The sequence below is a fragment of the Colwellia sp. F1 genome (assembly GCF_056238625.1).
In genome coordinates this window covers 256,654-282,630 of sequence record NZ_JBWDLI010000003.1, presented here as the reverse complement: position 1 = coordinate 282,630, position 25,977 = coordinate 256,654, and the positions used below count along the sequence as shown (strand labels likewise).

At 38.9% G+C, this 25,977-nt stretch carries 23 protein-coding genes; 12 read left to right on the top strand and 11 right to left on the bottom strand.

Annotated features, from left to right (window positions below; all coding sequences use genetic code 11):
• Positions 1 to 24 precede the first annotated feature (24 nt).
• The 3 genes from gcvT to gcvP all read left to right on the top strand — a co-directional run bounded on the left by gcvT (position 25) and on the right by gcvP (position 4,926).
• The gene (gene gcvT, locus AC0UA9_RS04215) at positions 25 to 1,113 is read left to right on the top strand and encodes a glycine cleavage system aminomethyltransferase GcvT (protein ID WP_475657454.1); all 1,089 of its coding nucleotides are present in this window, start codon (positions 25 to 27) and stop codon (positions 1,111 to 1,113) included.
• Between the two features lie 257 nt (positions 1,114 to 1,370).
• Positions 1,371 to 1,760 (top strand): glycine cleavage system protein GcvH, encoded by a 390-nt coding sequence (gene gcvH, locus AC0UA9_RS04210; protein WP_475657451.1) that lies wholly within the window; start codon positions 1,371 to 1,373, stop codon positions 1,758 to 1,760.
• Between the two features lie 238 nt (positions 1,761 to 1,998).
• Complete coding sequence (gcvP, locus tag AC0UA9_RS04205; protein WP_475657449.1) at positions 1,999 to 4,926, top strand: aminomethyl-transferring glycine dehydrogenase; 2,928 nt, start codon at positions 1,999 to 2,001, stop codon at positions 4,924 to 4,926.
• Between the two features lie 175 nt (positions 4,927 to 5,101).
• On the opposite strand, the gene AC0UA9_RS04200 is transcribed toward gcvP, so the two are convergent.
• A complete protein-coding gene (locus tag AC0UA9_RS04200) occupies positions 5,102 to 5,440 on the bottom strand; it encodes a VF530 family protein (RefSeq protein WP_475657447.1) in 339 nt (112 codons plus the stop codon).
• 154 nt (positions 5,441 to 5,594) lie between these two features.
• A complete protein-coding gene (locus AC0UA9_RS04195) occupies positions 5,595 to 5,714 on the bottom strand; it encodes an ATP-binding protein (protein ID WP_475657588.1) in 120 nt (39 codons plus the stop codon).
• On the opposite strand from AC0UA9_RS04195, the gene AC0UA9_RS04190 reads away from it, so the two are divergent.
• Positions 5,682 to 5,891, top strand: coding sequence for a hypothetical protein (locus tag AC0UA9_RS04190; protein WP_475657592.1), 210 nt, complete (start codon positions 5,682 to 5,684; stop codon positions 5,889 to 5,891). The genes AC0UA9_RS04195 and AC0UA9_RS04190 overlap by 33 nt on opposite strands.
• Positions 5,892 to 6,064: 173 nt before the next feature.
• Here the strand turns inward: AC0UA9_RS04190 and AC0UA9_RS04185 are convergent, their stop codons facing one another.
• On the bottom strand, positions 6,065 to 8,467 hold the full coding sequence (locus AC0UA9_RS04185; RefSeq protein ID WP_475657442.1) for an Ig-like domain-containing protein: 2,403 nt from the start codon (positions 8,465 to 8,467) through the stop codon (positions 6,065 to 6,067).
• Between the two features lie 508 nt (positions 8,468 to 8,975).
• Here AC0UA9_RS04185 and AC0UA9_RS04180 point away from each other — a divergent pair.
• Positions 8,976 to 9,326 carry a hypothetical protein gene (locus AC0UA9_RS04180; RefSeq protein ID WP_475657439.1) on the top strand — a complete coding sequence of 117 codons (351 nt, stop codon included), beginning with the start codon at positions 8,976 to 8,978 and terminating at the stop codon, positions 9,324 to 9,326.
• Between the two features lie 251 nt (positions 9,327 to 9,577).
• Here the strand turns inward: AC0UA9_RS04180 and tehB are convergent, their stop codons facing one another.
• On the bottom strand, positions 9,578 to 10,147 hold the full coding sequence (gene tehB, locus AC0UA9_RS04175; protein ID WP_475657437.1) for a tellurite resistance methyltransferase TehB: 570 nt from the start codon (positions 10,145 to 10,147) through the stop codon (positions 9,578 to 9,580).
• Between the two features lie 314 nt (positions 10,148 to 10,461).
• Here tehB and AC0UA9_RS04170 point away from each other — a divergent pair, with 314 nt between their 5' ends.
• Together AC0UA9_RS04170 and AC0UA9_RS04165 are read left to right on the top strand one after the other, a co-directional pair.
• On the top strand, positions 10,462 to 11,121 hold the full coding sequence (locus tag AC0UA9_RS04170) for a DsbA family oxidoreductase (RefSeq protein ID WP_475657435.1): 660 nt from the start codon (positions 10,462 to 10,464) through the stop codon (positions 11,119 to 11,121).
• A gap of 38 nt (positions 11,122 to 11,159) precedes the next feature.
• Positions 11,160 to 11,807: a hypothetical protein gene (locus tag AC0UA9_RS04165; RefSeq protein ID WP_475657433.1), complete on the top strand. Its 648-nt coding sequence runs from the start codon at positions 11,160 to 11,162 to the stop codon at positions 11,805 to 11,807.
• Positions 11,808 to 11,820: 13 nt separating this feature from the next.
• On the opposite strand, the gene AC0UA9_RS04160 is transcribed toward AC0UA9_RS04165, so the two are convergent.
• Entirely contained in the window at positions 11,821 to 12,897 is a 1,077-nt protein-coding gene (locus AC0UA9_RS04160) for an endonuclease/exonuclease/phosphatase family protein (protein WP_475657431.1), read from the bottom strand.
• 127 nt (positions 12,898 to 13,024) lie between these two features.
• Between AC0UA9_RS04160 and AC0UA9_RS04155 the strand changes: the two genes are divergently transcribed.
• Positions 13,025 to 14,431, top strand: a complete 1,407-nt coding sequence (locus tag AC0UA9_RS04155; RefSeq protein WP_475657429.1) for a M20/M25/M40 family metallo-hydrolase — start codon at positions 13,025 to 13,027, stop codon at positions 14,429 to 14,431.
• Positions 14,432 to 14,502: 71 nt separating this feature from the next.
• Here the strand turns inward: AC0UA9_RS04155 and AC0UA9_RS04150 are convergent, their stop codons facing one another.
• Complete coding sequence (locus AC0UA9_RS04150; RefSeq protein ID WP_475657426.1) at positions 14,503 to 15,159, bottom strand: peptidylprolyl isomerase; 657 nt, start codon at positions 15,157 to 15,159, stop codon at positions 14,503 to 14,505.
• Between the two features lie 205 nt (positions 15,160 to 15,364).
• Here AC0UA9_RS04150 and AC0UA9_RS04145 point away from each other — a divergent pair, with 205 nt between their 5' ends.
• The 3 genes from AC0UA9_RS04145 (at position 15,365) to AC0UA9_RS04135 (ending at position 17,431) form a co-directional block, all read left to right on the top strand.
• A complete protein-coding gene (locus AC0UA9_RS04145; RefSeq protein ID WP_475657424.1) occupies positions 15,365 to 16,177 on the top strand; it encodes a phytanoyl-CoA dioxygenase family protein in 813 nt (270 codons plus the stop codon).
• Between the two features lie 171 nt (positions 16,178 to 16,348).
• The gene (locus AC0UA9_RS04140; RefSeq protein WP_475657422.1) at positions 16,349 to 16,825 is read left to right on the top strand and encodes an META domain-containing protein; all 477 of its coding nucleotides are present in this window, start codon (positions 16,349 to 16,351) and stop codon (positions 16,823 to 16,825) included.
• Positions 16,826 to 16,894: 69 nt separating this feature from the next.
• A complete protein-coding gene (locus tag AC0UA9_RS04135) occupies positions 16,895 to 17,431 on the top strand; it encodes a peroxiredoxin family protein (RefSeq protein WP_475657420.1) in 537 nt (178 codons plus the stop codon).
• Between the two features lie 64 nt (positions 17,432 to 17,495).
• Here the strand turns inward: AC0UA9_RS04135 and AC0UA9_RS04130 are convergent, their stop codons facing one another.
• The gene (locus AC0UA9_RS04130) at positions 17,496 to 18,095 is read right to left on the bottom strand and encodes a DUF938 domain-containing protein (RefSeq protein ID WP_475657586.1); all 600 of its coding nucleotides are present in this window, start codon (positions 18,093 to 18,095) and stop codon (positions 17,496 to 17,498) included.
• Positions 18,095 to 19,240, bottom strand: a complete 1,146-nt coding sequence (locus AC0UA9_RS04125) for a GNAT family N-acetyltransferase (protein WP_475657418.1) — start codon at positions 19,238 to 19,240, stop codon at positions 18,095 to 18,097. The genes AC0UA9_RS04130 and AC0UA9_RS04125 overlap by 1 nt, the downstream gene beginning before the upstream one ends.
• A 201-nt stretch (positions 19,241 to 19,441) precedes the next feature.
• Between AC0UA9_RS04125 and AC0UA9_RS04120 the strand changes: the two genes are divergently transcribed.
• The gene (locus tag AC0UA9_RS04120; RefSeq protein WP_475657416.1) at positions 19,442 to 19,780 is read left to right on the top strand and encodes an RNA-binding S4 domain-containing protein; all 339 of its coding nucleotides are present in this window, start codon (positions 19,442 to 19,444) and stop codon (positions 19,778 to 19,780) included.
• A 347-nt stretch (positions 19,781 to 20,127) separates the two neighbouring features.
• Here the strand turns inward: AC0UA9_RS04120 and AC0UA9_RS04115 are convergent, their stop codons facing one another.
• The 3 genes from AC0UA9_RS04115 to AC0UA9_RS04105 form a co-directional block, all read right to left on the bottom strand.
• Positions 20,128 to 23,301 carry a type I restriction endonuclease subunit R gene (locus AC0UA9_RS04115; RefSeq protein ID WP_475657583.1) on the bottom strand — a complete coding sequence of 1,058 codons (3,174 nt, stop codon included), beginning with the start codon at positions 23,299 to 23,301 and terminating at the stop codon, positions 20,128 to 20,130.
• A 224-nt stretch (positions 23,302 to 23,525) separates the two neighbouring features.
• The gene (locus AC0UA9_RS04110; RefSeq protein WP_475657413.1) at positions 23,526 to 24,125 is read right to left on the bottom strand and encodes a hypothetical protein; all 600 of its coding nucleotides are present in this window, start codon (positions 24,123 to 24,125) and stop codon (positions 23,526 to 23,528) included.
• Between the two features lies 1 nt (position 24,126).
• A complete protein-coding gene (locus AC0UA9_RS04105; protein ID WP_475657410.1) occupies positions 24,127 to 25,974 on the bottom strand; it encodes a DUF262 domain-containing protein in 1,848 nt (615 codons plus the stop codon).
• Positions 25,975 to 25,977: the final 3 nt, after the last annotated feature.

Genomic DNA, 25,977 nt, shown 5'->3' with positions numbered 1-25,977 from the left:
GTATAACCTCTTTAGGAATAACGTATGATTAATAAAACCGTATTACATGCAAAACACTTAGCTTCTAACGCCAAAATGGTTGATTTTTACGGCTGGGAAATGCCCATTAACTATGGCTCGCAAATAGAGGAGCATAATGCTGTTCGACAACATGCCGGCATGTTTGATGTTTCTCACATGACCATTATTGATGTAGAAGGTAATGATGCAAAAGCATTTTTGCGCCATGTTATGGCAAACGACGTTGCTAAGTTAACCGTTGCAGGTAAAGCACTTTACACCGGTATGCTAAATGAAAGTGGTGGTGTGATTGATGATTTAATTATATATTTCTTTGCAGACACCCGTTATCGCTTAATCACTAATTCAGCCACACGTGAAAAAGACCTTGCGTGGCTAACAAAACAAATAACAGCTTTTGACGCCACCATTACAGAGCGCCCAGAATTTGGCATTATTGCCGTACAAGGGCCAGCAGCTAAAGCGAAAGTAGCTAGTTTATTAACACCGGCACAAGTGAGTGCGGTTGAAGGTATGAAACCTTTTTTTGGTATGCAAATTGATGATTTGTTTATTGCTACAACAGGTTATACCGGTGAAGACGGCTATGAAATAATTGTTCCTGAAGACCAAGCTGCAGATCTTTGGCAAAAACTACTGGATTTAGGCGTTACTCCGTGTGGCTTAGGCTCGCGCGATACCTTACGACTAGAAGCAGGGATGAATTTATATGGATTAGATATGGATGAAACCGTATCACCCTTAGCCGCGAATATGGCCTGGAGCGTTAGCTGGGAGCCCCAAGAGCGTAACTTTATTGGCCGTGATGTGTTAACAGCGCAAAAAGCGGCAGCCGACCAACCCAAATTGGTAGGCTTAGTATTAACAGAAAAAGGTATTTTACGCCCACATCAAGTGGTTGTTACCGAGTTTGGTCATGGCGAAATTACTTCGGGTACATTCTCGCCAACATTAGGCCACAGTATCGCTTTAGCGCGCGTACCGCGTAGTGTGAACCTAGGTGATATCGTCGAAGTTGAAATGCGTAAAAAAAACGTACAAGTAAAAGTTATTAAGCCAGGTTTTGTTCGTAACGGCAAAAAAATATTTTAATCAAACCGGCAGTTACCATGGTATTAAACCTTACTCTAACCACTGAATGTACAAGTTGTAGGTATAATTTTTGTTGACTTACCTGCAATGTTAATTATTTAAGATTTATACTATCATTGATGATCTTTTACACAGGATCTTTATTGATATAATCTTTAAACGTTAACAGCGTGTTTTTGGTAGTAATATTTGTCATAGTAATAACGGTGATAGTAAGTTTAATCAAATTAAAAAATTAACCAATAGGAAAAATAAAAATGAGCAGCATTCCTTCAGAATTAAAATATTTAACATCGCATGAATGGGTACGTGAAGAAGGTGACGGTATTGTTACTGTGGGTATTACTGAACACGCACAAGACTTATTAGGTGATATGGTCTTTGTTGAATTACCCGACATTGACGATGAAGTAAGCGTAGGTGATGATATTTGTGTGGCAGAGTCAGTAAAAGCAGCGTCAGACATTTACGCACCCGTATCAGGCAAAGTTATTGAAATCAACGAAGCACTTGAAGATGCCCCTGAACTAGTCAACTCTGACGCCTTTGGCGAAGGTTGGTTATTTAAAATTAAAATGGATGATGCCAGTGAGTTAGACGACTTACTTGACGCTAAAGGCTACGCTGATTCTATCGACGAAGACTAGTTTTTGTTTTAGCGTCGCTAATCCAACTTAGTCTGTATAGTTTGCATAGTCTGCATTTGTCGACTTGCCACTTAACGCACTAAGCTCCAACGGCTAGTAACTTGACAGTTTTGCTTAAATGCTGAGCACCTTAGCTAAATCTGTCATTAGTTAACGAATTTTAAAGCCTCTTTCTGCTAGGAATAGAGGCTTTCTTTTATTAAACATTGTTATAAAACTATTATTTAAGTGAACTGTTATGACTTCTCAATCATCAACTAACTCTTTGGCCAAAGTGTCGTTAGCAGAGTTAGAGCAAACGCAAGATTTTATCCGTCGCCATATTGGTCCAAGTGAAGCACAAACTAATATCATGATTAATGATTTGGGTGTAGCATCAGTTGACGCATTAATCGATGAAATTGTCCCTAAGGATATTCGTTTATCGCAATTACCAGCGATTGGTGATAGTAAAACAGAAGTTCAAGCACTCGCTGATTTAAAAGCCGTTGCTCGCTTAAATAAAGTAAATACTTCCTACATTGGTTTAGGCTATTACGGCACATTAACCCCTAATGTTATTACCCGTAATGTACTAGAAAACCCAGGTTGGTATACGGCTTATACACCTTATCAACCTGAAATTGCCCAAGGGCGCTTAGAATCATTACTTAACTATCAGCAAATGTGTATCGACCTAACAGGCTTACCGCTTGCAAGCGCTTCATTATTAGACGAAGGCACCGCCGCAGCAGAAGCCATGGCGCTGGCTAAACGTGTTTCTAAAAATAAAAAATCGAATCTTTTCTTTATTGCTAATGACGTTTTTCCACAAACTATTGATCTGGTAAAAGAACGTGCCGCCATGTTTGGTTTTGACGTTATAGTTGCCCCAGCAAAAGAAGCGCCAGCACATGATACCTTTGGTGCACTGATACAATACCCAAGTGCCACGGGTGAAGTAAGCGATATTAGTGAACTAATTGCTAACATACAGAAAAACAAAGGCATTGTTGCCGTTGCTGCCGACATAATGAGCTTGGTATTGTTAAAATCACCGGGTGAATTAGGCGCTGATGCCGTAATTGGTTCAACGCAACGTTTTGGTGTGCCTATGGGCTACGGCGGCCCTCATGCTGCCTTTTTCACCACTAGCGATAAATACAAGCGTTCATTACCGGGTAGAATTATTGGTGTGTCGAAAGATACACGCGGTAACAACGCACTCCGTATGGCAATGCAAACACGCGAACAACACATTCGTCGTGAAAAAGCCAACTCAAATATTTGTACTGCCCAAGTTTTATTAGCCAACATGGCCGCTTTTTATGCGGTTTATCATGGGCCAGAAGGCTTAAAAACAATTGCCAACCGTATTCACCGTTTTGCTGACATTTTAGCAACGGGTACTAGAGTTAAAGGTTTATCACCCGTGCATGATCATTACTTTGACACCATCACCTTTAACCTTGCTAATAGCAACATTAATAAAGCTGAAATTGTTGAACGTGCACTTATTTCTGGCGTTAACTTACGTACAGATATTGCAGACCAAGTGAGTATCTCACTTGATGAAACCACAACACGTGCTGATATTGCACAGTTATTTACTATTTTATTAGGCGCTGATCACGGTTTAGACGTAGCAGGGCTAGATGCACAAATAATGACGCAAGGCTCTACTTCAATTCCGGCCGACCTTATTCGTGAATCTAAAATTTTAACGCACCCAGTGTTCAACTCGTATCACAGTGAAACCGAAATGCTGCGTTATATAAAAAGACTTGAAAACAAAGATTTAGCCTTGAATCATTCAATGATTTCACTTGGCTCTTGCACCATGAAACTAAACGCAACAGCACAAATGATGCCCGTAACCTGGCCTGAATTTGCGAATATGCATCCTTTTGCACCCGTTGACCAAGCGCAAGGTTACAAGCAAATGATTGATGAACTAGCCGACTGGCTAGTAGAGTTAACCGGTTATGACAAAATGTCGATGCAACCTAACTCTGGCGCACAAGGTGAATATGCAGGCCTTATTACGATTAAAAAATACCATGAAAGCCGTGGCGATTCACACCGTAATATTTGTTTAATACCGGCTTCTGCACACGGTACAAACCCAGCGTCAGCACAAATGGTTGGCATGAAAGTTGTCGTGGTTGCTTGTGACAAAGAAGGCAATGTTGACATGGCCGACTTAAAAGCAAAAGCTGAAGAGCTGTCTGAAAATCTTTCCTGTGTCATGATTACTTACCCGTCAACACACGGTGTTTATGAAACCACAGTCCGAGAAATTTGTAATATTATTCATGATAATGGCGGCCAAGTTTACCTTGATGGCGCAAATATGAACGCACAAGTGGGTATTACTTCACCCGGTTTTATTGGGGCAGACGTATCACACTTAAACTTACATAAAACCTTTGCTATTCCTCATGGCGGCGGCGGACCTGGTATGGGACCCATTGGTGTTAAAGCACACCTTGCACCCTTCTTACCTGACCATGCCTTAGTGAATATAGACCAAGCAACAGCAGGTAATGGCGCAGTATCAGCTGCACCTTATGGTAGTGCGGGTATATTATGTATTTCTTACCTTTACATTGCGTTATTAGGCAAAAAAGGCGTAACTGCAGCAACTAAACATGCCATTATGAATGCCAACTACTTAGCGACTAAATTAAGCCAGCATTACCCCATTTTATACTCAGACAAAAATGGCCGAGTAGGGCACGAATGTATTGTTGACTTACGCCCAATAAAAGAAGCGTCTGGCATCACTGAAATGGACATCGCGAAACGACTGATAGATTATGGCTTCCATTCACCAACCATGTCATTTCCTGTTGCAGGCACATTAATGATTGAACCAACGGAATCTGAGTCTAAAGTTGAGCTAGATCGTTTAGTCGAAGCCATGGCGTGTATTCGCGACGAAATACGTAAAGTTGAATCAGGTGAATGGACATTAGACAACAACCCATTACACCATGCACCGCACACATTAGCAGATATTACCGAAGCTAATTGGGAAAGAGCTTACTCAATCAGTGACGCAGTATTCCCTGTACCGGGCGTTGCTGTAAATAAATTCTGGCCAACGGTAAACCGCATAGATGATGTTTACGGCGATAGAAATTTAGTGTGCTCATGCCCACCCATTGAAACGTATATTAATTAGTTGATTGTGTATCTGAATACTTAACATTCAGGCAATATATTAAAAAGACAAACTTCGGTTTGTCTTTTATTTGGCTTTTTTAAGCATATTTACGTTAAATATTGACTGATTTTCTTGGGATAGATGGTTAATAACTATATTATCAATACTTCAACACGGTTTAGGAACCATAAATCTATTTCTTTTTCGAAGTTGGCCAAACAAAAGGAGCGGGCTTAGTAGGCTTGGTGGAAGTCTTTTGTGCTGCGTTTTTATTCTGAGCAAGTATTGCTCTGATTATTTTCCCTGTTTCTTTATGTTTACTACAAAATGTTTTTAGGTATAAAATTTCAACTCTACTGCGTGCCCACGGGGTGGTACGCAGAAACTTTAAGCTTGATTTAAAACGTGGTTTATTCATAAAACAACGAATATTAAGTAATTCACCCATTTGCTCCCAACCAACTTTTTTTTCCAGCTCGGTTAACATTTGTTCAAGTTTTATGCCGTATAGTGGGTCATTACTGTTATTCATAGTTTGCCTAAAGTTTATCTAAGATCAAAAATAGCATTGTAACAAGTTTCCTAAGTATTGGTAGCGAGTTAAATCCTCAATTTCCATGGTGCGCTAGTTATCAAAACAATCGCTTAAATTGGTCTCAGACTTCAACTAACTTGTCTGGTCGGCGTCAATTAATTTGGCCGGTGTTTGAATTTAATTTCATTGCTTGTTTTTTACGATAACTTTCTCCTTTTATTTGATAAATATCACTGTGATGAGCAAGTCTATCTATCGCAGCAACTGTCATCATATTGTCACCGAAGATAAATTAATTACGACAGTCGCTCAAATTAACGTTTTAGAGTTCCATGAATTTGTTAATGTTGGAAATATAACAGCAAGTTTTGGTGTGACGACAGCTACGATAGGTGCAAGCAGTGATGACTTAATCGGACAGGCTGATGATGCTCTTTATAAAGCCTAGAGTAAGGGCAGAAACCGTGTTGAAATGTTTAGTATAGAGTAATCCGATAAAGGGGCACTTCTTTTTTCTTAGCGCTATGGCTTAAAGAAAGAATTAATTGTGACACTCGCTCATATTGTTTTATAAGCGAGCGCCTTAGTTAACCAAATTATTAAAAATTGAGCTACTGCACTCTAGTTGTACTTTTTATTTCCTTGCCATTGAGCACTACCAAAGAATACGTAGACTTTTTCATCTGCAGGGTTGGCAACAGCAATATCATCAATGCCATCATTGTTAAAGTCACCGAACGCTAATCCGTTCTTCATTCTAATAGATGCCGAACCGCTATATCCTCTAGAGCCAAGCCCAGTGATAATTAAAGCTTTTGTGCCATCTGCATCATTATTTAAGGTATAAGTGTCTAAATCAATACCAGTGCTTAGATCTTGACCACCATATATTAGCGCAATTTTTCCCGCACTAGGGATATCAATTATAAAGTCTTCAATACCGTCACCATTAAAGTCTCCGCCAGTTGCTAAAGTGAAGCCTGCATGGTTGTTAAGAGTGTCTGAACCTGTAATGGTGAACCCATGACTTGAATTTGCAAGGTAGTTATCTAAATTAATCACTGGCGGAAAGGTGGTGCTACCATAAATTAGATGCACTCGACCTTTTATGCCATTTTCATCATACTTATGCTCTGATATCAGTAATTCAGGCACATTGTCACCGTTGATGTCGCCAAGCACTTTAATTTCTTGGCCAAATCTACCGCGTAAGGTATCTGACTTAAATATTATGTCAGCACTAGAGAGTTGATACGTTCCAGACCAGTTACTCTTACCAAAAAATACATAAACGCTAGCATCATCAGCAGTTAAACTTATGTCGATTGTAGTTAATGCAAAATCATCAATTCCATCACCGTTGATATCACCTACAGCATGTGGTTTTAGTGTCGCATCGTTCAAATCATTAAATACCTTTGCGTTGGTCAATACGTCGATATGTTGTTCATTATCTATGTTGTTGCTACCAAAAACAAAATGAGCATAATGCTCTCTTAAAGAACCTTCGCCTTTAGTGACGATAATATCGCTAATACCGTCATTATTTATATCCCCAACATTAGTTGTAAATCGTCCAAACCTGTCTGAGTGTAAGTCTTTTGCGGTAAAAAGGGTATAATCAAAGTCAATTGACGCAGGAACAGACATTTCATATAAACTTTTTGAGAATGACGGTTGGCCGTAAATTGCATAAGCACCACCTTGGTTAACTAATCCACCATCATAATGGCTAGCACCAAAAATGATGTCTTGTGTATTATCGTTATTGATATCAACAATACTTATAAAGCTACCAAAATCAGTGAAGTCTGCAGGGCTATTAATGGAGAAACCTTGGCTCGCTTGCATGGTATTTACTATTATTTCTTTAGAGTCATAGCTGTTTGAGCCATAAATTAAAAAAACTTTACCCGCTTCTCTCCAATTTCCTATCTTAACTGTCGGGCGAGAGGTGACTAAATCATTGAAGCCATCATTATTTATATCACCAATTGCTATAGAGCTACCAAATAGCCCGTCATTGGATGAAATACCGGTGTTTTCACCATTAATAATAATACCCGGTGCATGAATGTTAGTTGCTAAATCATCAATATCAAACTCAACAGCGCCAACATGTACGATTACCTCAGCTGTAGCGGTAGCACCGTAGGTGTCTTTAATAGTATAGGTAAAGCTGTCTTGGCCAAAAAAACCATCAACTGGGGTATAGGTAAGTTGCTCATCAATAACTTCTACCGTGCCATTGGTACTTGTAACAGAGCTAACATATAAAACTTCTTGTGATTCAGGGTCAGTATCATTGCTTAATAAAGATAAAGTAACTGCAGTATTCATCACGGTTCTATATTCATCTTGAATAGCAACAGGAGGTTGATTTGATAGGCTAACTGTAATTGTTATTGTTGCTGTTGCAGTTTCGCCAATCTCATCGGTTACTATATAACTAATTTCATCATCGCCAACGAAGTTTGTATTGGGAGTATAAGTTGTTACATTACCGGTTGTTTCAATACGGCCATATTTAGGCTCTGAAAACTCAACACTAGCAATATCAGCCTCGTTGTCATCAGCGTCAATAGTCAGTATTAATGGGGTATTTGAATTGGTTTGAGTCGTTACATCATTAGCAGTTGGCTTACTATTCGTGACCATAATGGTAATAGAACCATTGACACTATCGGTATCATCAGAAACCGAAAACGAAATCGTTTGCTCTCCAACATGTTCGCTCGATGGTGAAATAGTAAATGAAGTAGTCGCAATATTTGATGTTATATTATTTTCATCTTGTACATCAGATAATAAAAGTGAATCACCATCACTATCCACGGCTAAATCAGCGACATTAATAACAAGAGACTCATCATAGTTGACTGAAAAAGTATTATCTAAAAGCGCTGGTGATGAATTAGTTGTTGGGTTGTTATTATTCGGTTCAGGCTCTGAACTTTCGTTACCACCTCCACAGGCGGTGAGAGCTGTAGTAACTAATACAGCTAATAAAGATGTTTTTTGCATAGTAATTTGCTTCCGTTATGCGATTCCTAGTTGTAAGGAGTGTTATTAAAAAGCTAACTCCAATATTGTTAAGTAAGTTCTCTGATTCTGAGATGAATCATTGATAAAAAACACTATTACAGCTCAAATTTCTCTTAGCATAATAACGCTTAAATACTTGAAGCAATTATATATTGTCTTTTATCTTTATCAATGGTGATAAATTAAATGTAATTAGCACACTAGCCCAAGTTAATAAATAACGTATGTGCTCTTAAAAAGGCGATTGCTTTTTACCTAAAAACTCGGTGTAATAGCCTAATAATAAACGCTGAATGATGCAGGGATAGTTTACAAAGTGATGACCAACCCCATTACATTTGCTTGAGGTAACTAACGTTATAAAAGCGAATTCCCGCAACATGACCAACCGCAACGCTGACACTCCAGGCAGGTAATGCCATAGTCTGACGAGTGATTATGCAACACAAACAGCATGTCGCATAAATACTAAATTGGTAGGTTTACAATGAGTTTTGAACGAATTCAATCACAGCGCCATAAAATACAAAACTCGATGGTTGAAGCTTATTACGATCGCTTCACGACAAAGTTTGAATTAAAAGAAAATAATAAAACAATTTACACTGCTTATATGTGCTTATGTCCATTTAGAATAAAAAAGCTAATGATTGACGGCTCTTCTTTTACTCTGAAAATATTTTGGTTGCTATTATGGCAATCTACATTAGTAAATAGTCATGGTATTGCTGTTAAAGAGTTACTTACTCGCCGACGTAAAAAGTCTATAGGTTTACTCATTTATTTCAGTATTATAACCAGTATAAAAGTTGGGCTTGGGTTGTTATCGCAAACCTAAAAAATAATAATAGCTGGCGTGAAGCGACATTTTTTTTCAGGTGTTAGACTAGCCCGAAGCGCTCTTTATAACGTCTGTAGTGATTTTTTGTTGAAAGGTTTACTATCGCTTGTTTGCCCTTAAAACTTATCAAATTATTGCAAAAATAGCGCTTAGTATCGTTAACGGGCAGTAAACACCCGCACTAATTATAGTATTTATACCCAATATGGGGGTAGCAAAGTTACTTGCACATTTACTTACTTGGCTCTTTACTCATTAGGCTTTCGCGCTAACAGCGTTGCAAACTGTAACTGTGTGCCATTGTGCATTGTGCCTACGTCTTCATTATACTTAATTATTTCCCAATCGTTATAAATTTCAGGTAATTGGCCTGCATTGAGCACAAATGGAAAGTTAATTGGGCATGGGTGCTCTGACGTGCTCATGGCACAAACTATTAGGTTATAACCACCAGGTAAAGTATGTGCTTGCATATCAGCAATAACTGCGTCGATACGTGTTGGGTCAATAAACATTAAGGTAACTGTGCAAGAAATAAAACCATAATTTGCACTCAGCTTGGCGTGGTTAATATCATAAACCTCAGCCTTAATATTGGTTAGAGACTCTTCGTTAATAATACTGTTTAACATGCCGATAGCGTTAGGGTTAGCGTCTACTGCGGCCACATTAAAGCCGAGTTGGCTTAGGTAAACAGCATTACGTCCGTTTGAACAACCCATATCTAACGCAGCGCATGGCTTAATAATTTTGCACGCTTCTACCACTTCACTATGGGCAGGGTTTAAGCCGTAACGGCTATTAAGATCAATTGTCATGGTAATCATTTATACTTTGAAATAGGGGCTAATATTATACCTCAACCACGTTAAGATGCGAGTTTCAAAACGCAGGTTAGAACCATGTTAGTATTCAAATAAAGTGGTAAGGTGTGGTAACAATAGTATGGCAATTTCGCTCGCGGGAAACCATGTTACACTGCAATAAAGAAAAAGCTGTTTGTTTACAGCAGAAGCGACAGCAGAAATGACCATAGAGGTTAGTATAAAAGTTACAGCAGTGAAGTAATTGTTATAAGCGCTATATCAGCGACTTTCTTGTGAATGTATATTAACGCTAACAAAGGATTTTTATGAAAGAAATGAATGAAAAAATTACATTAGATATAATTTCAGATGTTGTGTGCCCTTGGTGCATTATTGGCTATCACCATTTAGCTGCGGCTATTAAAGAATTAAATCTACAAGATACAGTTGAAATAACATGGCAACCTTTTGAGCTTAACCCAGACATGCCAGCAGAGGGTGAAGACTTAGGTGCGCATATTGCCAGAAAATATGGTTCATCAAAAGAAGAAAGCGAGCGCGCAAGAATGAATATTACCCAAGCTGGCGCGAAATACGGCTTTGACTTTAACTACACCGATAACATGAAAATCGTCAATACTTTTGATGCCCATGTATTGCTTGATTACGCCCATCATGTAGGTAAACAAACCGAATTAAAAATGCGCTTGTTTACTGCATTTTTTACCGAAGATAAAGATGTTTCAAAGCGAGAAGTATTGCTTAAAGAAGCAGAGGTTGTGGGCATTTCTATTAAAGAATCTGAGTCTGCATTAGTAGACAATGAGATAATAAACCGCGTTAAAACACTTGAGTCACAATGGCGTCAAATGGGCGTAACGAGTGTACCCACCGTAGTCTTTAATCGCACCAGCGCACTAACAGGAGCGCAACCACAAGAAACCTTTGTGGCAGTTTTACGTGACCTTGTAGAAAATAGCGCTTAAATAGCTTAATCCCCAACTTATAACGAGCGGATGAATCGATGAAGATACAACACCTTGATATTCCCTTTAATTGCCGGTTCACCTGCTGGTTTTGTGGTGAGGGTTCTGATCAAACCATATTAGCCAAGCTAGTGACCCATCAAGTGGTTAATATGCCTATTTGTGCTGAGTGTAAATCGTATCGCTGTCATCGCCATGTTAGTGCATTAGCGACACTTGAAAAGTGCATTAAAGAAAAAATGGTACAGCACAATGCAAAGGCGTTATCCATTGGGGCAAATTGGACCGAGCAAGCATTACAAGAGTCAGAATTAACGGGCAGTGCATTTGAGGGGTTTAAAAAAAGCGGTTGGAAAATGTACTTAATCGCCAAAGAGCGCGTTAATTATAGTGGTTGGGCGTTAAGTGTTGATGGGATTCCCGTCGACGATGTTGTAATAGATGAAACGTTTGAGTTTGACGGCCTAACTTTTGCTAGTTATCACAGTATGCTAACGTATTTAAGTAAAACTTTTGCGTTAAATGAAGACTTTTTAGCCCAGGTGTTAGCGCTTTATGGGAATCACCGCGCCATCGCAGCAGTAAAGTTTTGCCGGTTAGTGCCTAATAATTTAAAATCGCAACGGGAAAAAGCACTGAATGACTTAATCGAGAGCTTTAAAGAAAAAGAGGCACTGGGTAATTAAAGCCACACTATTATCATGACCTTAACGTGAGGGTAACTAATACAACCCCATGATCAGTGCTTTCGCCATCGCGTTCAAAAATAGGATTAATTAAATGTCGATCATAAGTATCATGTGCGCTAACCTCATAAAGGCTGTCGTGGTAACTGGCATCAAATTCACATGACAATAAAATGTAATCAAGTACCGAACTACTTGCACCAAAATAATGGGTTGGGGTACGTGCTCGCTTAACTTCATCGCTATGTTTATTATCATTAGCAAGGATTGTTTGGTATAAATCCCAAGCATCATATAAACAATACTTAGCCAGATACGCATCACGGTCAAAAGTTGAGACAAACCGTAAGGTGTTAGTGAGTAAATGGTTTAAGACACCATCGGTTAAGGTATTATTAAAATCACCCAGTAAAATCATAGGGTGGCCCAACGCTTCACGGCGCTCTATCATACTTATCATCAATAATGTCGCTTCACTACCACGCTGTACGGTTGCCCCCCAACTCCCCGCCACTTGTGCTTTTAGGCTTTCGATAATTGTTTGCTCTGGCGAGTAATTGTTATTTTCTTCTATTTCTATGATTGAACGTTTAGATTTAAAATGCACAACATAACAGTCACAATTACCCATGTGTGGTACATCAACCGTTGCTCTTAACACCTTACGACTAAAAGAAAAGTCACTACTTAAGCCTAACGTCTGAGCAAGTTCAATGTTGGGGGTTACCGCAGCCACGTCAACAATAGGGTAGCGAGACGCAATAGCGACGACAGGGCGCTTATAAATAAAATCATCAATAATCAGGGGGTGATCAACCACAGCAAAATAATGGTACCCCTGTGTTGCGACTAATTCCTTTAAGGATTCAGGACTAAAAACTTCTTGAAAGCCAATAATATCGGGTTGATATTCATCTAAATAGTCAGTAATCCACCGTTGTTTTTTTTGCCATTGCTCAGCACTATAAATCCGCTCAAACTCGTAAGCGGCATTTGGGGGCTCAAGGTAATTAAATAAATTCAATGTGGCAATTTTTAACGTAGTGTTTGCTAACGCTTTATTGGCACTTGCTACGGAAGGAGAGATCATTATATAAATTCTTTTGCTGTATGTTTATCTTTACGGTTGAAAAGGCTGATTTTGCGAGTAAATTATTGGACAAAAGTCTCAGGTATAATAACCTGTAATTCAATAATAAGCATTTATGGACCCCCCTATGAGACTCATTGCACTAGTAGCTTTTACTACGCTTGCTTTCACAACATCGACATTTGGTTATGACAAGGTTATCCCAGTGTCACAAAAAACTAAGGATACCACGGTTAACCTCCGTGATATGGCAATTAATGATAATAATGCTTATGAGTTGTTAAAGTCTCTCACCACAGAAGTAGGCGCACGTTACCCAGGCACACCGGGTGAAAAAGCAGGCATTAAATGGGCTATTAATAACCTAGAAAAATTAGGCTTTGATAAGGTTTATACCGAAGATGTAACAATGAATGGTTGGTTACGTGGCGTAGAAACGGCAGAAATATTACTCCCTTCGCCTCAAAAAATGATAATAACGGCGCTCGGTCGTTCAAAATCAACACCTAAAGGGGGTTTAGAAGCTGAAATAGTGCATTTTAAAAGTTATGCAGATCTTGAAAAAGCAGCAGATAACAGCTTAAAAGGGAAAATTGCTTTTATTAGTCAACGCATGGAAAAGTTTAAAGATGGTGCGGGTTACAGCCCAGCCAATATTGCCCGTAGTAAAGGGCATGAGCTTGCGGCACAAAAAGGGGCTGAGGCGTTAATTATTCGCTCTATTGGTACAGATGATCACCGTAACCCACATACTGGTAGTACCAATGTAGCTATGGGCTACACAGCAGTACCGGCTATTGCTTTGTCTAACCCTGATGCAGACCAATTAGTGCGTCTAATTGATTACGGGCACACACCAACAATACGCTTAAATGTGCAAACTAAAGACTTAGGGCCTATTATCACAAAAAATGTTATTGGAGAAATTACCGGCAGAGAGCTGCCTAATGAAGTGGTTGTTATTGGTGGCCACTTAGACAGTTGGGACTTAGGTACAGGGGCGGTTGATGATGGTGCTGGCGTTGCTATTGCGATGGCAACCGCTGCGTTAATAAAAAATAATACAAAAGAGCGTCCTCGTCGTACGATTCGTGTAATTCTTTGGGGAGCAGAAGAATTTGGCTTAATAGGAGCACGTGCTTACGCTAAAGCAAGACAAGCAGATGGCACATTAGCTAACCATGTGATTGGCTCAGAGTCTGACTTTGGTGCAGGTCCTATTTATGGCCTTCAGTCATCTAGCAATGTTTCACCTAACGCGCTGCATGTCATTGATACCATGGCTAGCCTCATGGGTATTTTAGGCGTTAGCCGACACAGTGGTGATACCCATGGTGGTCCAGATATGATACCGCTATCTCGTTTAGGTGTACCCGCATTGAACTTGATGCAAGACGGCACAGATTATTTTGATTTACACCATACCCCAGACGATACATTTGACAAGGTAAACCCTGCGCACTTACGCCAAAACGTCGCGGCTTGGGCAGTGTTTACCTTTATTGCTGCGGAATGGCCTGGGTCTTTTAAGTAGTCGCTTTAACTGTCAACTAAACCTTTCAGTAATAACGTTACAATAAAACCCACGCCAATTACGTGGGTTTTTTATTTATTGGCCACCCGAATAAATGCTTTAATAATTTTAATGGGCTCAGAGGTTTTTCCTCTGCTACTCCCAAGTGCTTCTATGTTAGTTAAGGTATCAGTTAACCCTGTAACCACTTGACCAAAAACGGTATGTTTACCATCTAAAAAAGGGGTTGGTTTAAAGGTAATAAAAAATTGGCTACCATCGGTACCTGGTCCAGCATTTGCCATGCTTAGTATACCCGCTTCACTATGGCCTACATCAGGAGCAAATTCACCTTCATACTTATAGCCAGGGTTACCTCTTCCGCTACCAAGAGGGTCACCACCTTGCGCCATAAAACCAGGAATAACGCGGTGAAAAATGAGATCATCATAAAAACCCAGTTTCGTTAAATAAATAGTACTTGAAACATGCATGGGGGCTGAGTCGGTAAATAACTTTATGGTTAAGTTACCTTGGTTTGTTTGTAACTCCCAAAAGTAATCTTTCCCTTGCGTAAAAGTCAGCATTGGGGGTTTGCTTAACTGGGTTTTCCAAGTAACATCCGACTTGTCTATTTTTTGTTGGCTGATAAAGTCACCAGCTTTTTTTATCGCAGGATCTGGGCCGCAACAAGCTGTTAGCGTTAACATTAACAAAAAGCTAGCAAAAATGTTTTTCTGAGTATTCATATCAAGTGTCTTATGGTTGTTTACTAAAGTGTTGTTATTGATTGGGTCTATTATTACCTTAATTTATTTTTTTATCTATTTTGATCTAAAAGAAAAATAGTGTTAATAAGCCGTAACTAAAAGCGTATTGTCGCTTAATAAATATAGCTCAGTAAATATAGTTCAGTGTTTTTATAATTAAATGAAAATCAGGTAGTAGTCATTAATGTCCGTTAATCAACAACAGTTACAGCAGCAATATAACGACAAAGGTTATTTTGTTATTCGACGTTATTTTAGTGAAACTGAAATTTTACAGCTGCGAGAGACTATTTTAACGTTTCATCAATTGTGGAAAAAAGATCATCAACAGTTTTACCAAGAAGAGGCCTTTAACGCTTCTTTAATTACTGGCAGCCAATATTTAGCTTTTGATGAGCGGCTGAAGCTTTTTAGTTTTATTAGCTCGCCTAAAATGATGGCGGTTATTGATCTTTTAATCCCCAATAAAGCTGCGTTTATGAACACGCAATTATTTTTTAACCCGGTTAACCCAGACCAAAAAGACTTTTGGCACAGAGATTGTCAATATGATCATGATATTGAAGGGCAAAAGCAAGCCATTAAAAATACACAAGTTGTGCATCTTCGTGTCCCTTTATTTGACGAGCTTGGCATGGAGTTAGTGCCTGGAACACACCAACGCTGGGATACTGAAGAAGAGTATAATGTGCGGCAAGAAGAACAGGGCAAAGTGAGCAGTGATGAATTGTCGCAGGGTAAAAAAATTGCGCTAGCAGCAGGCGATTTACTGGTTTTTTCTGCTGATATGATCCACAGAGGTTTATACGGCATGGATAGGTTAGCATTAGATGTTTTAGTGTTTGACCCTGCCGGTGATTTTGCCGACTATATAGATGACGACTGCCTACCTGATACGTTAATGATGAAAAAAATGGATGACCCGAGGTTGTTTCAAAGCAGTATTGATTTGAAAACACAGCACAACACAGTACAGGGCGACACTTTACCATATTAGCTTCAATTGCCGGTTTTATCGCTCTGTTTCATAGAGTCTTACAATTTAACGCAACCAGAGCGGCGTAAATAGCGTGGCGTTAGTTTTATATCTAGGGTATCTGTGCGAAAATATCAGCCTAATTGTTATATTAAGAACACTAAAACACCCGCCCTCTATTAAGGATAAAATATGAATAAATTACTACTCATCAGCGTACTTTCGCTAGTAGTCGCGTTAAGCGGTTGTCAGTCAGGTAATACTTTAGCAAGTGGTAATCAAACAACCACTTCGTCTAATACACTGACATTAATAAAATGGCAACTAACACAGCTTGGTAGTGTTAACGTAGAAACACCGCCAAAGAAAACGAAAAATAATGGCCTAGCAAAACACCTAATATTACATGAACAAGATAACCGTATCACAGGTTTTGCTGGCTGCAATCGTTTTTTTGGGAATTATGAAGTAAAAGCCCCTATTGAGGGAGTAGGAAAAATTACCTTCAGTGGTGTCGGCGCAACAAAAATGGCTTGTTTTGATATGGCTATTAACGAGCAAGACTATTTTAATGCGTTAGCCAGTACTGCTTTTTACCAGCTAAACGATAATACATTAACTCTGCTTAACGAATCGTTAACGCCAGTGGCTACCTTTACAAGTAATTAAAAACAAGTAATTAAAAGCAAGTAACTTAACGTTATTGTCATATTTAAATTTAAATTAAGGATTACTGTTATGAAAAAAGCACTAATACGGCTTTGTACTACGCTGGCGATGTTTTCTAGCTTTAACTTATTAGCGACAGATTTAAAGGTGGGTGATCAAGCACCAAACTTTAGGCTACAAGCAACCACGGGTGATTATTATCAACTCAGTGATTACCTAGGTAAGCAGGCGGTAATTTTAGCGTGGTATCCTATGGCGAATACCCGAGGTTGCACTATTGAATGTAAGTCGCTAGTAGAGCAGGGGCACTTAATTAGAAAATACAACGTGAGCTACTTTATGGCCAGTGTTGACCCACTCGATGACAATCGCGATTTTGCAAAAAAAACCGGCGCAGACTTTCCTATGCTAAGTGACCCAACGAAAGAAACTGCTAAAGCGTATGACGTATTAAACGTTTTTCGGGTAGCCAGTCGAGTCACTTTTTATATTTCTAAGGAAGGAAAAATATTAAAAATAGATGAAGACGTTAAGCCAAAGTCTGCCGCGGAAGATATCGCCAATAATTTAAAAACACTGAACATAGCGTTAGCAACACCCAAGTAAAGTGAGGTTTCTTTAGTTAACCAATAAAAGTACTTTATGTTAGCGCCGGTAACCGTTACCCGCGCTATGCTTTAGAAAAAACCAATAGACGATTATTAGCTGGCATAGCATGGTCGTCTAGTAAGGTAAGCCCCGCAGCGCTTGCCAAGGTTAAAATGGCTTCAATGTCTCTAATGCCACTATTTTCATCTCGCGCTTTTAACCATAAATCAAAATTAGCGTTACTTTCGCTGGTAAATTTTCCTTGGTAGTTAAAAGGTCCATAAATACAAACATTGGCTTTAGACGCTACATGTTTCTCAATCCCTTCAAAAAATTTAACCACTAACGGCCAACTGATTATATGTAAGGTATTGGCGGTATAAAGGCCATCGATAGCGGTACTATTCGCTATGGGCCAACTTGCCTGCAAATCAATAACAATAGGGCGTAATACGTTAGTTAACTTTGCTTCATCTAACCATAAGTTAATACCTAAGTGGTTTATGAGTAAATCACTGGTTTGCCACGTTAAGTGAGGTAAGTTTTGGCCAAAGTACACCGCATGTTGCCCCGTACCTGAGCCTACTTCTAACACGTGTTTAGTGTTTGCGAATACCTTGCTTAATAGAGTTAAAATAGGGTGTTTATTATTTTCACAGGCTTGAGAAAAAGGTTTATTCATCATATTTCATTAGGCTCATTTAACGTTTTAAAAGGTAGCATTTGCCGACATTGTTGTTGATAAGTTAGCATACGCGCTTGCTCTTGTAGACAGAAGTTTTTAATAGGCTCTTTAAAAAAGGGGGACTTTATCCAATGGTACGAATAAGTTAATACCGGTTCAAAGCCCCTCGCTATTTTGTGCTCACCTTGCGTGCCGGGGTTAAATACTTTGATATTATTTTTAAGACAAAAGGCAATTCCTTGATAATAACAAAGTTCAAAGTGTAAATTATTCACTTGTTTCGTACAGCCCCAATACCGACCATATAATTGCTCGTCATCATAAAAAAATAACGCACAAGCGATATCTTCTTGCGCATCACTGGCAATAATTAATAAAATACTGTCTGCTAAAGTAGTCACAATTTGTTGAAAAAACGCATAAGTTAAATGGGGTTGATGCCCTCGCTTTAAATAAGTTAGTTGGTAGGTTAAATAAAAAAAGTCGAGATCTTTTTTCGTGATGTCATCGCCCAACAATTGACGAATGCTAATACCTTGTTGGCTAATTGACTGTCTTTCTTTGCGGGTGTTTTTTCTTTTACGTGAGGTAAAGGTGTTTAAAAAGTCATCAAAGGTTTGATAGCCGCGGTTAAACCAATGAAATTGCACCGTGTTGCGTTGGTATACATCGTCGGGTAAATCGGCTTTTATTTCATGACAATACAAAATATGCCAGCTGTTAATATTATGTTGCTGACAATGCGCTATTAAAGGAGCAAAGAAGTCATCAACCTGCTGCTTTGATGAAAGCAATTTATCGCTTGTTACGGGGGTAAAGGGAATTGTGGCAACTAATTTAGGGTAATAGTCTGTATTGTAGCGCTCAAAAGCATCAGCCCAATCCCAATCAAAAACATATTCACCCCAAGAGTGGCTTTTTAAATACAGTGGCATAATTGCGCTCACATTATCATTAGTGCTTGCTACTAAATGATGCGCTTGCCAACCTTGTTTACCATGAACACTTTGGCTTTCTTCAAGTGCTTTAAAAAAATTATAACGAAGAAAAGGAGATGGGTTATTACGGTTGTGGTAATGCCATTGTGCAGGGGCTATTTTGTTAATGTGGTTGATAAAATTAATACGGGTATTGGTACTCAACAGACAACTCTCTTTAGCGACTCGGCTTGGCTATACAATTTAGCTATACAGTTTAGCTAAACACATTAATTGTACCATTTTTTCGTAACTTAACGAAATAATCTACCTAATCACTGTGCTATTATTTTTTAGCCACTCACGCTATAAGGGTTATATATGTTAGAATTGAACAATATTATTTAACATCATTAGGCGTATTTCATGTCTGAACACACCAAGGTCGACATTTGTGTTGAACCGATAGAACTTTATAAATTACTTAAAATTGCCAATATGGTTGGTGGTGGCGGTGAAGCTAAAACTATGATCAGTGAAGGTAAAGTGCTGGTCAATAATAAAACTGTCGTTCAAAAACGTAAAAAAATACGTCACGGCGATATTATCGAACATAATGGTGTTGTTGTTGAAGTCGTTTATAACCCCAGTAACAAATCAGCAGAGTTTATCAATACTGTTGTTTTAGCGAGTAAAAAAGCTCAAAGAAACAAAAGAGCAAGAGCCAAAGCACGGGCGCTTGCACCAGAAAAAACTACCCCGTAGCTTTACCTGTCAAAAGTTTTGCAACAAGCGGCAATAGACCACAGACCAGTGAAACAACTTAAGTAATAAATTTCAGCCATAAAAAAAGCCGCTATAAAGCGGCTTTTTTATCAAATTGGTGGAGTTTCCGTCATCTTAACTCAACACTTAATACATTGAATTAAAAAGACAAAAAACAAAGCCACGGCCCTAACTTTATCATCAAGTATGACTGTACCTTAAAGAATTAGCTTTGCTAACTCATTTAATGAATTGAACTTAACTTCCATATTACTTACCTGTAAACGCGCCTTGTTGGCAAAGCAAAGAGGTAAGCTATTACGGCTTACCTAAAAAATAAATAAGCTTTAACTGCGTTGCTCATCGCCCTTAGCAGCAACACCTTTCATTAGCATGTCAAATACTAAGCTCGCGATGCCTTTAGACACTAAATCGCTTGATAGCGCTTTCATGGCCATTGCGTTGTGAGTGTCCATACTCTCAATAATCGCGTTTTGGATTGCTTCAGGGAATTGGCCAAGCATGGCTTGCTCTTTAGTATTGTGCTTAACCTGATCCATTGCGGTTTCGTTTTCAGCTACTTTACCCATAATGGCATTAGCGTAATTAACCATATCATTTTCAGATAACCCATCTTCAGCAAACAGGTCGTTCATACGCTCAATGATTTCGTTTAAAAGCTCCGTTTTAGGGTCTTTAGGTACTGCGCCTGAGCCTTCTTTACTCGGTGATAAGTAAGTTTTAGGCTCTTCGCCTACTTTATGGCCTAGCTGTAAATCAGCTTCGCGTTGTTCATGCAGCCGATAATGTGTCATCACTACATCTGTTAAGTCAACGTCATCTTCTATTACATCCATACGTAAAAGTGGGTGTAAGTTTTTAGCAAACACGCTGAGTTTTTCTAGGTCAGTGTCGTTAAAGTCAACAATTTGAGAGCTAAACTCGTAATAACGGTAAAACGAGATTAAATCTTTTCTAAACACATCTAAAATATCTCTGGCTTCTTTAGCGTGCTTAACACTGTTTTCACTGTACTTAATCGCTTTGTCGTTGTTCTCATCTTTCGCTTTTGAAAGCTCTTTTTGGGCTGATTGCAGCACCGTAGTGGCTTCTTTGTAGCGCAACTTAAATCGCTCAACCGGCGCTTTCATAATATTGGTGAGTTTGTCTTGCTTGGCATGTTTACTGTTATAAGCGGTTACAAAAGTTTCTACCTCAAACCATTGGTAAATCCCCACCTCAGCAAGCTTCTCCATAATGTCGTAAACAATATTAGGATCAGATACCCCCGAAAGCTCAGCGGTTTGAAAGTAAACTTTAAACTCTGCTAAAATTTCTTCTGGGTCGTTTACAAAATCAAGCACAAAGGTTTTATCTTTACCTTTGTAAGTACGGTTTAGCCTAGAAAGCGTTTGTATACATTCAACACCCTTTAATGGTTTATCAACATACATAGCCACTAATTTAGGTTGGTCAAATCCTGTTTGAAACTTATTTGCTACTAACATGACTTGGTAGTCGTTAGTGTCAAAAGCTTTGCGCATATCACGGCCACGTAAATTAGGATTCATCGCTTTTTCAGTAAACGCATGATCAGGAATATCTGGGTCGTTCACTTCACCAGAAAACGCCACCATCGCATTGACGTTTTCATAGCCTTTATCCATGACATACTTTTCAAAAGCAAGCTTGTACCTTACAGCCTCTAAACGGCTGCTCGTCACCACCATTGCTTTAGCTTCTCCGCCTAATAAATGTTTAATTTTGGCATTAAAGTGCTCAACAATTGTTTCAACTTTTTGGGCAATATTATAAGGGTGTAGCCTTACCCATTTAGCCATTTTAGACGCCGCTTTTTTGCTATCTACTTCTTGATCAGACTGCGGATTGTCGTGAGCTAATTGATACGCCACACGGTAACTGGTGTAATTTTGCAGTACATCTAAAATAAAGCCTTCTTCAATGGCTTGGCGCATTGAATATACATGAAAGGGCAATGGCTTATTAGTATCGCTTAGCGGTGCGTCTAAATCTTCAGGTCGACCAAATAGCTCTAAGGTTTTCGCTTTAGGGGTTGCGGTAAAGGCAAAGTAACTAATATTGTTAGACCCTTTTCGGGCCTCTAGCGATAAACGCAACATATCCTCGCTGTCTAACTCGTCATCGCCTTCAAGTTGTTCAGCCATTAGCACTTCACGTAACTTACGTGCTGTTGTTCCTGTTTGGCTAGAGTGCGCTTCATCGGCTATTACCGCAAAACTTCGCCCAGCTAGGGTAGAGTCTTTACGTATGGCCTCTAAAACATGGGGAAAGGTCTGTATGGTTACAATAATAATCGAGGTACTGGCTTTAAGCTCACCAGCTAACTGGCTCGATTTAGAGCCTTGTGCTTCTTCGCGGTTAACGCGCGCTATCATCCCTTCGTTATGATCAAACTGATAAATGGTATCTTGCAGCTGGCTGTCTAAAACGGTTCTATCGGTAATGACTATGACTGAGTCGAATACTTTGTCACCTGCTTGTTTTTGTAATTCGGGGTGCTCAGTTAAATAATGTTTAGAGGCCAGCTGATGCGACAACCACGCAATAGAGTTCGACTTACCCGAGCCCGCACTGTGCTGAATAAGGTACTTTTTACCTGTCCCTTCAAAATCGACTGTATTTATAAGCTTAGACACCACAGCCCATTGATGATAACGCGGGAATATCATGGTTTCTTTTACTTTTATTGAGCCATCTAGTTGCTCTTCGTCTTTTACTTCTAAGTGAATATAACGGCTTAAAATAAGTAATAAGTTATCTTTTTGAAATATCTCGTTCCAAAGGTACGAGGTCGCATAACTGCCATCAGCCGGAATATCGTTCCCCGCAGCACCTTCAGCAGTACCTTGGTCAAACGGTAAAAAGAAGGTTTTATTCCCCGCTAAACGGGTTGTCATTGCCACGTTGTATTGGCTTACTGCAAAGTGAACTAACGCACCGCGTTTAAAGGTGAGTAACGGCTCAGCCTTTTTAGTGGTTGGGTCTTTTGGTTGGCGGTCTTTCATATACTGCACTTTGGCATTATTGAGCGACTGTTTAAATTCAGACTTTAGCTCGCAAGTTACAACCGGTAGCCCATTTACAAACAGGGTTAAATCTAACCGGCCATCATAGCCATTCGGTGAGTATTTTAGCTCAGGCACCACGCGTAAAATGTTTTTGTTATAGCGCTTGCTCGCATCAGGGTTTAAATCGTGATCAGGCTTAAAACTACATAAGCTAAATTTAGCACCGCGGTCTTTCATTACATTACGTAACACCCACAGCGTGCCTTTGTTTTTTAAGTTGCGCTCTAGGTTTTTAAGTAAAGCATCAGCGGTTGCCGTAGGGCTACGGTCAGTTTCAGGGTAATGTTTTTGCAGCTTATCCCATTGCTCAGGCTGAGAGCCTTTTACAAAGGTAACAACATCTTCCGGGTAAAGGGCTAACGCTTTATTATATTTATTCGACTCCCCCAATAACCAGCCTTGTGCCAGCATTTGGTCAATAATATCGTTTTGAAATGTTTTTTCATTTACAGGATTAAAATAGGTGCCTACAGGATCAGACTGTACAGCTACAGCTGAATTTAAAGCCTCATTAGTCATATAATATATATCTTTAACCATCTCAGGCCGACTACTGACCTCAATAACTTTTCTTCTTTCTGGTTTTTTGAATGGCTTAAGGGCATTTGTAGGATCTTTTTTATCTTCTGTTGCCATTATTGTCCCACCTTTTTTTGAATAGATACGTTTTTACACTGAACAGGATGACTTACTGAAATAGAAATGTCTTTTCTAGCGGAAGCTGCATCAAGATCACCTAAAATAAATATTAAACCAACAATTGATAATGGTATTAGTGCAATTTTAAAAGGCTTATTCATCAGATAAATTTTTTTTTGACGGAGATCGTTTGTTTTTGAGTTTTGTCCTGCGCAATCACTAAACTCTTCAATAAGGTAATCAATAAATATATCAGGATCTTCTTTAAAGTACCCTTTAGCCTCCATATCTTTTCTAGTTGCTTCCAGTTCACTTGCTAAAGGAATGAAGTCGAACTCATTACCCCAAAAAGCATCAAGCAATAACTTCCCTGCTTTTGCTAAAAAGCCGACACCTATAAGCGCTAAGGTACCAAGAAGTATCATTAGCCAAAGGTGTATTTTTAGGTCTATATTCTTTGATATATAAAGCAATAATGTTAAAACGGTGGCTATAGCAGCAAACCTTATCTGAATTTGAGATGTTATTGCGTCTTTTCTTGCCAATTCATTGCTATACTGCTCTTTATATAAGATTAATACTTCTAGTTTATCCATTCTAACTATTTACCTCTAAACGCCAAATTTGTTCAGCGATACTACGATATAAATTACATCGCTCTTTTATATCTTCGATCTTCATCCCAGAATGTGCTTTAAATGCTAATCCATAACATGATGTAAGCTTATTAAAATTAGGGTTGTTGTCGTATGTTAACGGGTGTAATGACTTAACCAGTAAGTTTTCTTTAATATAATGCGGCAGTTTTTCTGTGTAGGGTTTATCGTTATATGATTGATTAGTGCCACGCGGTAATAATACCAAAGCCCCTATGCTGTTTCTGCATTCGTTAAAGTCATTAAGTTGCTCAAACTCATCTCTGTGGTTATCAAAATTATTTGCCCACAAATGCTCAATTTCAAACGGCTTGCCTTGCGCAGCATGATAATAAGTAGCAAAGTTCGTATTCTCACCGGCAAGTTCATCCACATAAGCCGACATTCTAGACAATAAATATTTAACAAACCGGCCATTTTGCCCATGTAAACGAAAGCTTTTAAACCCACTCCATTGCTCATCCATTTCTGATAGCTTATGCGCAAAAATAGCCATCAGTTCGTCAATGTCTTTATTACGTATTTCTTTTACTAAGTTGTACATAGTATAACGAATAGAGCTGGCCGGAAATGTCCTAAAATTAACAGCGCGACGCACGCAAAATATATCAATATACTTAGCCACTAAGTTCATTTTTGTATTAGCAAGGTCAATCGAATCGGTAATTTTAAGTGGTGCAAGCATAAGTGGATAACTTAAAGAGCTAGCAATACCCCATTGGTGTATATAATGAATAGAGGCTAAAGCAGGGGTTAACGCATCTTCAGCTAATCGTATGCGTTTATAAGCAGCAACATAGTATTTAAACTCATTATTAATAAAGGCATTAAATTCAGCCTCGCCACCTTTAGCTAAGCCAATTTTACCTAAGTTATCTCTCACCCAATTATGAAAACGCGTGCCTATTTTTTCAAAGTCTTCGTTTAAAGAGCCCGCTTTACCTTGACGAATCGACTCAGCATATTTTGCTCTTAGCCATGCTTGTACAAAACGTTGGTCTTCTTCTTTATCAAACGCTTTCAGCTCAACAATTGTTTTTTTCCAAAGCTCATTCGCTTGTTTTCGTTTGTCATCATCTCGGTATTTAGAGAGCAAAAAGCCTTTAAGCATTTCGGTGGGGGTTAAATTTAAACCACGGTCATTCATGGTTTCAAAAATGGTGTATGCGTTTTCATCGCTATAAGCCACTATTTCAACCAGCACCACTAACCAGCGCAGCCAATCTATAAATAAAGGTAATACCTCTTTATTTATTATATCGTCAGGAAACGCCTCACAAATATTTTGATAGCGCGCAACCATATTCACGGTAGACGCATCGGCATCTTCAGGTGGGGTATATTCCCCTTGATTAAATAAAGCATCTAAACAAGGAGTACGCTCAGGCACATCAATATTAAATGACTTTTGGCCAAACTTTTCAGAAAAAACCATGCTAGAAATAGATTCAGTTAACCCCAGCTCTTTTTGTTTATTATTTAAATAAATTAAAAACAAGGTTAAAGACGTTAAGCGTTGCTGGCCATCAATAATACTGCGCCTACCGGCTTTTTCACTTAAAACAAACGGGCCTAAGTAGTAGCTATTATACTCTTCTACATCATGCCGTTGATGCGTAGGCGAATAATTATCTAAAAAGGCCGAGCATAAATCGGTAACCAACTGCTCTATGTGGGTTTGCTCCCAACTGTATTCACGCTGGTAATAATCTACCGTATATTTTTTATTATCGAGCACTTCTAATATTGAGCGGTTTTTCGCTTCTATTTTATTTTCTAATCGACTCATTTT